The sequence below is a fragment of the Psychrobacter sp. T6-6 genome (assembly GCF_052258185.1).
Classification (GTDB): domain Bacteria; phylum Pseudomonadota; class Gammaproteobacteria; order Pseudomonadales; family Moraxellaceae; genus Psychrobacter.
On the sequence record NZ_JBQQEX010000007.1, the window covers coordinates 135719 to 141963 of the forward strand.

At 42.4% G+C, this 6245-nt stretch carries 7 protein-coding genes; 5 read left to right on the forward strand and 2 right to left on the reverse strand.

The genetic code is table 11. The features are described from left to right. The first annotated feature begins 9 nt into the window (after positions 1-9). From ACTXGL_RS11490 to ACTXGL_RS11500, 3 genes are all read left to right on the forward strand, one after another. Complete coding sequence (locus ACTXGL_RS11490) at positions 10-546, forward strand: acyl-CoA thioesterase (protein ID WP_443526899.1); 537 nt, start codon at positions 10-12, stop codon at positions 544-546. A 174-nt stretch (positions 547-720) separates the two neighbouring features. After that, a complete protein-coding gene (gene iscX, locus ACTXGL_RS11495; protein ID WP_201572234.1) occupies positions 721-930 on the forward strand; it encodes a Fe-S cluster assembly protein IscX in 210 nt (69 codons plus the stop codon). A 65-nt stretch (positions 931-995) separates the two neighbouring features. Beyond that, positions 996-1508 carry a GyrI-like domain-containing protein gene (locus ACTXGL_RS11500; RefSeq protein ID WP_443526900.1) on the forward strand — a complete coding sequence of 171 codons (513 nt, stop codon included), beginning with the start codon at positions 996-998 and terminating at the stop codon, positions 1506-1508. A gap of 100 nt (positions 1509-1608) precedes the next feature. On the opposite strand, the gene dapE is transcribed toward ACTXGL_RS11500, so the two are convergent. Together dapE and ACTXGL_RS11510 are read right to left on the reverse strand one after the other, a co-directional pair. Beyond that, positions 1609-2826: a succinyl-diaminopimelate desuccinylase gene (dapE, locus tag ACTXGL_RS11505; protein ID WP_443526901.1), complete on the reverse strand. Its 1218-nt coding sequence runs from the start codon at positions 2824-2826 to the stop codon at positions 1609-1611. 54 nt (positions 2827-2880) lie between these two features. Next, on the reverse strand, positions 2881-3636 hold the full coding sequence (locus ACTXGL_RS11510) for a 2OG-Fe(II) oxygenase (RefSeq protein ID WP_443526902.1): 756 nt from the start codon (positions 3634-3636) through the stop codon (positions 2881-2883). 141 nt (positions 3637-3777) lie between these two features. Between ACTXGL_RS11510 and ACTXGL_RS11515 the strand changes: the two genes are divergently transcribed. Both ACTXGL_RS11515 and pssA read left to right on the forward strand, forming a co-directional pair. Further along, a complete protein-coding gene (locus ACTXGL_RS11515) occupies positions 3778-4665 on the forward strand; it encodes a 23S rRNA (adenine(2030)-N(6))-methyltransferase RlmJ (protein WP_319052029.1) in 888 nt (295 codons plus the stop codon). A 58-nt stretch (positions 4666-4723) separates the two neighbouring features. Continuing rightward, positions 4724-5626, forward strand: coding sequence for a CDP-diacylglycerol--serine O-phosphatidyltransferase (gene pssA / locus ACTXGL_RS11520; protein ID WP_443526903.1), 903 nt, complete (start codon positions 4724-4726; stop codon positions 5624-5626). Positions 5627-6245 lie beyond the last annotated feature (619 nt).

Sequence of the window (6245 nt, forward strand, 5' to 3'; positions counted from 1 at the left end):
GAAAGATTTATGAATATGTTACTGCGTTTTTTTATTATGGTCAGTCTACTCAAACAACAGCTCAAGTATCAACCGACGAGCGAGACAATTAGCTTAGAGACATTGACCGCGCCGACCGTCCGTCATTATCGCGTATTGCCCCATGACATGGGTTTCCGTGATCATCTGCCCAATTATCGTTATTTGTCATTTATTGAACTAAACGTGACACGTTGGGTAAAAGCATGCTGTCATCAAAAAGGCATCAAACCTTTAAACTGGGTCATTGCCATGCAGGAGATGATTTATCTCAAACAAATTAAATTTTTAGATAAGATGACGCTGAGCAGTACAGTTGCAGGCTGGGATCATAAGTACGTCTATTTTGAGCATCGCTTTTTTGTAAAAAATCAGTTAATGGGCGTTGGTATGACTAAATTTGTGTTCACCGATGATACCGGCATGCGTACACCAGAGGTGCTAGATATGACAGGTGAGCAGTTGACGGATACCATTAACACATGGAACGAGCACCAAGTCGCTGTCAAATCAGCCAAGTCAGCATAAATGACACCAAAAATAGTACCAAGAAACCGCACCGAAAACAGTGTAGCAAAGCAACTTGGCTATAATCATTTGATAAATTTTGGTAGGATAGAACCCATAAAGTCGTCGGTCTCAAGGCGACTGTACTGTGTTTAAAATAACTATTTCAAAACCATCAAAGAATAAGGTACCGTTATGATCCCGCAAAAATTAAAATGGACAGACAGCTTAGATATCGCAATTGAGCTATATGAAAAGTTTCCTGAGACTGATCCGCAGTACATACGCTTTACCGATTTGCACCGCTGGGTGACTGAGCTTGAAGGCTTCGATGATGATCCACAACGCTCAAATGAAGGCATCTTAGAAGCCATTCAAATGAACTGGATCGATGAAGCAGACTAATCGACTCGGTCTGTAAGCATAACTATAAATAAGAAATTAAACCAACAGATATAAAGGGCCGCATCATGACATCACAAATTAAAGAGCTACCAGAAGCGATAGCGTGTAGCGGTATCAGCGTGCGTACCACCAATAACGCTGAGATTAGCCACGATACTGCTAAGCTTGGTAGATTATGGCAAAAGTTCTACCAAAATTATGCGGGTGAACTGCCTGAAGGTGAAGATATCTATGGTATCTATCACAACTACGAAAGCGATGATCTAGCAGGGGCGTTTGATGTTGTTGCCAGCTGGAAAACGGCTACCGAGCAAGAGGATCAATCAGAAAGCTCAGACAGTAAAATTGCGGCTAACATGAGTGATGTGGTAGAAGTAAATATACCTGCAGGAAAATACTTGGTATTTTCCGAAGAAGGGCACATGCCTAATACGGTGATGAATGCATGGGAGAGTGCTTGGGAGTATTTTAATACGGCAGACTGTGAGCATACTCGTACATTCAATGTCGACTTTGAGCATTATATCGGTGGCAATCTAGAGTACGGTCAAGTCGATGTGTATATTGGTATTGAGTAGAGCTGTTATATCCTTTATAAAAGCAAGCTAGTATATAAGGACACAAAAAAGCGCCACATTTGCATACGATGTGGCGCTTTTTTACTTTGAATCTCAGTAATTAATCTAACAACAAATTTTCTAAAATCCCTTCGTAAATCTGCGCAAGTTTTCCTAAGTCATCGACTTCTACCTTTTCATCAACTTGATGAATCGTCGCATTACGGACACCAAGCTCGACGACTTGTGCCCCTGTTGGCGCGATGAAACGTCCATCAGACGTACCGCCAGAGGTTGATAACGTGGTATCGACATTGGTTACTTTTTTGATGGCATTTTGGCAGGCTGAGACCAGTTTTCCTTCAGGAGTCAAAAATGGCTGACCTGATAATTTCCAGTTAATATCGTATTTGGCCTTACTACCAGTGAAATGATTATCAAAAATAGCATGCGTTTTTGCTTTTAGCTCATCTTCAGTCGTCTCAGTTGAAAAACGGAAGTTAAAGACAACGTTTAGCGTTTCAGGAATGACATTGGTTGCACCAGTGCCGCCATTGATATTTGATATTTGCAATGATGTGGCTGGGAAGTAGTCATTGCCGTTGTCCCATGCAGTCGACGTTAGCTCAGCAAGAGCCGCCATCGTTGCATGAATCGGATTACAAGCTAGATGTGGATAGGCAACGTGACCTTGCTTACCTGTGACCGTTAGCTCTGCGCCGAGCGAGCCACGACGTCCATTTTTGATGATATCGCCTAACGTATCGGTACTTGATGGCTCACCAACGAGACAGTAGGTGATCTTTTCTTGACGAGCTTCTAGAGTCTCGATAACTTTGACCGTGCCATTGATTGACGGTCCTTCTTCATCTGAGGTGATTAAAAAAGCAATAGAGCCATTGTGCTCAGGATGATTGGCGACGAAACGTTCGGCGGCGATAGTAAAGGCAGCAATGCCAGTTTTCATATCGGCGGCACCGCGTGCCCATAGATATCCATCAGCAATGGTTGGCGTAAATGGCGGATAGGTCCAGTTTTTTTCATCACCCGTTGGTACCACATCGGTATGACCGGCAAAGCAAATGACAGGATCAGTCGTACCGCGGCGCGCCCACAAGTTTTTTACTTCAGCATGCTCGCCCTTTGCCTGCCTATCACCATAGTACATAAACTCGCAGTCAAAGCCCGCTTGCTCCAAACGTTCTGATAATATATCTTGGCAACCATCATCGTCTGGTGTCACTGAAGGGCGTTCCAATAGCGCAATACTCAAGTCTAAGGTTGCTTGCTGATGAGTTATGTTCTGATGAGTGCTTGTTTGGTTGTGAGAGTCAGACATGAATAAGCCTTTTGTATAATAATTAAAATGTTAATAGGTAATGCAGGGTAAATACTAAATCTCTACTTCGACAAAAGGCACAAGACCGTCACGGCGCATCCACGTGGCAATAGAGTAGCGCTGGCGATGAGCTGTTTGCACTTGATGTCGTAGATCGCTGTCAAAGATAATGAGTCTGTTGGCAACTGGCATCACTTCATGATTGACACCATGTTTATCCACGACTTCTAGAGCGCCGCCATCGGTGGCCTCCCAATCATCATTAAGATAAAACACTGCCGAGATCACTCGTTCATCGCGTCCAGCAGGATTGTCACTATGCCATTGATAACCGAAGCCAGTCGGATAGCACGCATAATGCGCTTCACTATGGCGAATACCCGCGAACAAGCTACGATTAAATAATGAAGCCAGCGCATTGATGCTTTGTAGATAGTAATAGCCTGCAAAGAAGTTTTCGGTAATCCAGCGTATTCTATCACCGCGAATATCACTGATGCGAACGCCAGCGGTCAGCTCTGCATCACGATAGTCAATAAAACCGCTTTCTGCTTGTAGCGCGAGCAATGCGGTACTATCAAAAACCTCATCAATGATCAGCCAGCCATCAGCGACAAAGGTATCAAGTTTTTGGTCCGTTAGCTTTTGTTCCCAGTCCACCGCAAAGTCAGACATTTGCAATACGTGCTGAGTAGGAATTTCTTGGCTATCATTATGAGTGTCTGGCAGCAGTAATGGTGGATTGTCTTGACCTATCGAATGATCAACGACCAGCGCTGTCGTGCTCAAGTTGCTAATAATCTGTGTCATTTCATCTCATTATTATCAATCAGCTGTCAATATACCGGCATTCAATGCATTTTTATTGAAAGTGCTTACTAAAACCACATTATCTTTTACTCTGCCTATGCTACCATAGATGCAATTTTTCTTATTTAAACTTTTGAGATTATGAACTATAAACACGCCTACCACGCTGGTAACTTTGCTGATGTGGTTAAACACATTTTATTGGTACAACTGCTTAACCAACTGGGGCAGAAAAACAAACCGTTTTATGTGCTTGACGCTTATGGCGGCCGTGGACTGTATTCACTGAGCAGTGAAGAATCACGTAAGACAGGTGAGGCTAAAGGCGGTATTCAAGCTTTTTTGAAAGCAGATACTGAAAAAGCACCAGCTGCTGTCAAAGATTATATGGAAGGCATCAAACAAGCCAAATTCACATATGATAATAAAGTCTACCCTGGTTCGCCATGGTGGGTAGCCCATCACGTCGAAAAAAGCGCGGCTAAAAAGCCTGATGCTGGCGTGCGTGCTGAGGCGTTTGAAGCCAAAGCGACTGAATACGATGCGTTGAACTATCAGCTACATAAGCTGCCAATTGGTATCCAGCATCGTGATGCTTTTGAAGGTATCACCGCTGTTATTCCACCAAAAGAAAAGCGCGGTTTGATTTTCCTTGATCCGCCTTATGAGCAGGAGCACAAAGATTTTACGCGCCTCATCGATTTATTGGTTGCGGCTTATAACAAATGGCCACAAGGCACTTATGCGCTTTGGTTCCCAATCAAAAACATCGAAGCCGTAGAGCTTTTTTATAAAAAGCTCAAACGTACTGAAATGAGACGTCAGCTGGTTTGTGAGCTAAACATTTATCCTAATGATGTTGCGGTTGGTCTGAACGGTACCGGTCTGCTGGTTATCAATCCACCATGGCAGTTTGATAACCATGCACGTGAGATATTACGTTTCTTGCAGCCAGTACTAAAAGTAGAGGACGCGCCAGACTTGACACCTGATAGCGCGACCAATGTGCGCTGGCTCGTTGGCGAATAAAAGCGTCAGCAAATAACGGTGTCAGTGAATAGCAGTAGCGGCCAATAAGGATACTAAGATGACAAATGTGCAACCACCTACTGGCCAATCACATAATGAGACAGTGAATGATGGTTTATTACAAGATAATGCAGCCACTCAGCCACCGTTTGTTGATGAGCATGATTTTAATATACGCTTAGCAAACAACGATAACTATGATGGCTTGACCTTTGAAGTCGTTGAAGCTGAAGTGGCTGAAGGTAAGCGGGTCGTCAGTCGCGGTGTCTATTTAGCGCCCAACTTGATTACGACTTTATCGTTGCTATCAGGCTTTTATTCAATTTTGGCAAGTACGCAAGGTGAGTTTTACAAGGCTTCTTTAGCGATCTTCTTATCTGCTATTTTAGACGGGGCAGATGGTCGCGTTGCTCGTATGCTCAATGCGCAAAGCCCATTTGGTGAACAATATGACTCATTAGCCGATATGCTAGCGTTTGGTGTGGCACCTGCTATTTTGATCTATAGTTTTGCACTACAGCCATTGGGACGCATTGGTCTCGGCTGTGCTTTTGTGTTTACCGCTTGCGGTGCCTTTCGTTTGGCGCGATTCAATGTGCAGATTGGTGCTGTGGACAAAAAATATTTTGTCGGATTGGCAAGTCCACTCGCAGCTATCTTAGTAACCTCTGCTGTTATGGTGGCAGTCGATCATAACGAGTGGATTGGGCAATATGATACTGCTGTCATGTTCTTGTTTGCAGCATGGGTAGTGACTTGCGGTTTGCTAATGGTCAGTAACGTCAAATATTATAGCTTTAAGGAATTTGATAAAAAGAAAGTGCCTTTTGTTGTTCTTATCATTGGTGTACTTGTTATGAGTATCGTACTTTATGATATTCCAGTTGGTATCTTAGCTATTGGTATCATATATGCGCTATCAGGCATCGTTACTACAATTAAGACAAAAGTAAAAGGCTAACAGTATTTCTAATGTATATATCAAAAGGCACTTACCGTCAGGTAAGTGCCTTTTTTATGCGCTCTATATAATGGATTAGAAGATTTATTGTGATGAAAAGGCCTAGTCTGTAGATATAAAAGCTTACTTAATGAGTTCTATAGCCATAGAAACAAGTTAGGTGGGTAAAATCCTGCTTATAGAAAGCGACAAATATTATTTATAGACTTCCCTTGCGTTCTCAATAGATGTGCGTATAATGCCACCCAGTCGAAAGGGAAGTGGGTTACTGATTTAAACGATATAGATTGTTTGAATTAAATAGAAAATACTTCTTGACTAAATAAATAAAGCGTCTATAATACGCCCTCATCGGACGGACTAGCGGTGACTAATATGTAAATTACATATTAATAACGCAGTTAACCTGGTGAAACAAATTATAAAAAGAAGTTGACAGACTATTAAAACATGATATGATGGTCAGCTCGCTAAATAGGATAAGCCACATTGGCAGACTTATTTAGTTTGAAATACTAGCACTGGACGACAGTGTCAGACATTATTTAAAAGCATAACTAAAGAACAACTTGTGTGGATTTTTGCTGATTCAGAATGCTAAAAAATAAAGTTGACTATC

Excerpts from the sequence above, each read along its gene's own strand:
- ACTXGL_RS11500 (WP_443526900.1), top strand. The coding sequence starts at position 996 with ATGACATCACAAATTAAAGAGCTACCAGAAGCGATAGCGTGTAGCGGT.
- ACTXGL_RS11510 (WP_443526902.1), bottom strand. The coding sequence starts at position 3,636 with ATGACACAGATTATTAGCAACTTGAGCACGACAGCGCTGGTCGTTGAT.
- dapE (WP_443526901.1), bottom strand. The coding sequence starts at position 2,826 with ATGTCTGACTCTCACAACCAAACAAGCACTCATCAGAACATAACTCAT.
- ACTXGL_RS11490 (WP_443526899.1), top strand. The coding sequence starts at position 10 with ATGAATATGTTACTGCGTTTTTTTATTATGGTCAGTCTACTCAAACAA.
- iscX (WP_201572234.1), top strand. The coding sequence starts at position 721 with ATGATCCCGCAAAAATTAAAATGGACAGACAGCTTAGATATCGCAATT.
- pssA (WP_443526903.1), top strand. The coding sequence starts at position 4,724 with ATGACAAATGTGCAACCACCTACTGGCCAATCACATAATGAGACAGTG.
- ACTXGL_RS11515 (WP_319052029.1), top strand. The coding sequence starts at position 3,778 with ATGAACTATAAACACGCCTACCACGCTGGTAACTTTGCTGATGTGGTT.